This window comes from Acinetobacter sp. P1(2025) (genome assembly GCF_051390655.1).
GTDB lineage: Bacteria > Pseudomonadota > Gammaproteobacteria > Pseudomonadales > Moraxellaceae > Acinetobacter > Acinetobacter junii.
This window is the reverse complement of the sequence record NZ_JBPKBJ010000143.1, coordinates 1-2,650: the sequence shown is the minus strand read 5'-3', so window position 1 is coordinate 2,650 and position 2,650 is coordinate 1. Positions and strand designations below refer to the sequence as shown.

1 protein-coding gene is annotated in these 2,650 nt (G+C 32.9%); it reads left to right on the top strand.

Features of this window, described 5'->3' with window-relative positions; genetic code table 11:
- The first annotated feature begins 1,048 nt into the window (after window positions 1-1,048).
- Window positions 1,049-2,323, top strand: coding sequence for a hypothetical protein (locus ACSC97_RS18015; RefSeq protein WP_436662313.1), 1,275 nt, complete (start codon window positions 1,049-1,051; stop codon window positions 2,321-2,323).
- The last annotated feature ends 327 nt before the right edge of the window (window positions 2,324-2,650 follow it).

Sequence of the window (2,650 nt, the reverse complement as noted above, 5' to 3'; positions counted from 1 at the left end):
ATATAAATGGGTAGAGTACAGGTTGCTGTAGAAGCATGTTTAATTCGTCTAATCACAGATACTTTATAAAGCATTTTAATACTTTTTTGAATCTGTCAATGCGTAAGTCCTATGTTATATCAATGCGATTTTTTTCTACAACTTTATACATATTTGAAAATTCATTTGGAACGTCTTCAGTTATAACCATGCGATAGTATCCAGGTTGGAACAACTATTTTTCTATAAGAAGATATGAGAACGACTGAAAGGAGTTCGATATATCGTTCTATTCTTTTTCTTTATTTGAAAAATTAATTAAATATTTATTAATTAGTTATCTGTATTTTTTTATAATTTCTTCTTTAAGATTCAAGTTAAAAAAGCCCTAAAAGATTGACTTTTTTGATAGTCCCAAGACAAGGTTTTGTCTAGCCTTATTTTATAAGACTTTTTAAGCTTCCTTCAAAATCAGTTGAAAACATTGAGTTATAAAAGAATGGACCTCAGCTCGAAACTTTACGAAGTATAGCGAGTAACAACGAAGCTATGCTGAAGTAAATGTTTGAGCAACCAACCGACTGTATGCAATAGCTACAGTAATGGAAGGAACAGAGGGCGGTCAGTAAATAGGCTTTAGGTGCTATGTCTGTGTGCGCTTATGTGTACCTAGAATCCGTACATTTTTGTTTTAAGGTTTTTGCTTTTTTCATTTTTAAAAACAAGTATTTATAAAATGTCTAAGACAAGGTTTTGTCTACAGCCTTTAAATTTTCCTTTATAAATTCACTGTAATTTGAGTATCGAATTTCAGCGAAAGCCGTATAAAACCTAAGATCAATTAAGACTGAAATCTGTCTTACTTATCCACAGTTTTAAATTTAAAAAACAAAACAAGTGTTTAGCTAGACAAATAAAGCAATTCAAGACAAAAATAGAGCCATAAGACAAGTTATTGACATTATCTGTCTTGAGATAATATAATCTGTCTCAAGAGGGGAGAACAGTCTTCCATTACAACAATATGCAATGAGGATAATAAAACGTGCAAATAGGAAAAATAAGCACAGTGTTTAAAGTTTATGATGCAATGATGGGTAGCGGTAAGACTACTCAAATTATAGAAAACATTAGAACAGCAGAAAAAGACCAGAACTTTCTTTACATCACTCCATTACTTGATGAATGCCATCGTATTTCAGGTACAACATACGATCCTGAAGATGTATTAAAACGTCCTTTAATTACCACAGAAGACGATACAAGCGTTCATTACGCATATTTAGATGATGCTCCTTTGAAGGAAAGACGTTTCAAGCATCCAAGCTATAAGGGTGGAAATAAAGCTGAAAGCTTGCAATACCTGTTAAAGAACAAAGAAAACGTAGTCAGTACACATCAGCTCTTTATGAACCTAACACCAAATATGTTGGATGATGCGAAAGACTATGTACTGATTATTGACGAAACAATTCAAGTCTATGATGTATATACAGAGCATTCATCTACAGAGTTAGAAGCTCTTTTCCGTTTAGGTTGGATTCATGTTGATGATGATGCTGTCACTCTTCGTTTCAACCGTGAAAAGTATGGTGATAACGGTGGTGACCCGACAGGTACGAAATATGAAAACCTAGCAACAATGTGTGATCTCGGTCAGCTCTTGTATGTGGACCAGAAGCTGATTGTTTGGGAATTGAGTATCGACACACTGAGATCTTTTAAAGAAGTCTGGATTGCTACTTATATGTTTGAAGGCTCTCAAATGTCAGCGTACTTGAAATCGTATGGCGTTGAGTATGAACTGATCCGTTTTGGTAACAAGCCTTCTCAAATTAAGCATTTAGTCACTATTTCAGATAACAAGTTTATTAATGAGATTGGTACTAAAACTACAGCATTGAGTTCAAGCCAATTCAAATCAAATAAGAAAGCTTTATGTGAGCAGTTGTCAAAAAATCTTGATAACTATTTCCGTAACCATGTTAAAGCGAAAAAGTCAGATAGACTTTGGACTTCATTTAAAGAAGCACATTCAGCAATTGCTGGATCACGCTATAAAGAAGAATGGTTAGCCTTCAATACAAAGGCAACTAACGAATACAAAGACAAAACCAACTTAGCTTACTTGATGAACCTATATCCAAATCCAATGGTTGTTAAAGCTTCAGCTATGAAGGGATTCCCTGTTAAGGAAGATGTATTCGCTCTATCTGAGATGGTCCAATGGATATGGCGTTCTGCTATTCGTGAAGGTAACCCAATCAATATTTATGTACCAAGCTCAAGAATGCGTAGTTTATTACAGCGTTGGTTAAATGATTTCTATAACGATAAAACGTAGGTCTAGGCAAAATCACAACTTGAATTATTTTATCTATAAAAGTTTGATTTTGTTGATTTAAGAGAAGTTGTATTTTTTTTGACTCTTCATCAATATAATAGGATAGTTTCTCAATTTTCGTTAAAAATTCTTCATCAAACTCTAGATTAAGACTTTTAATTCTAGATGATTCAATTTTTATAAAATCTATAATTTGCCCTTTTGATAGAGATGGAAAATTGGCATTAATAATTAGATTGACGTTATGTGACTTGATAATTAGTATATTGTGAGGTTGTATTTAACAATGCTGTTGCAGGTTAACAGTAAATAGATAACGTTAAGTAT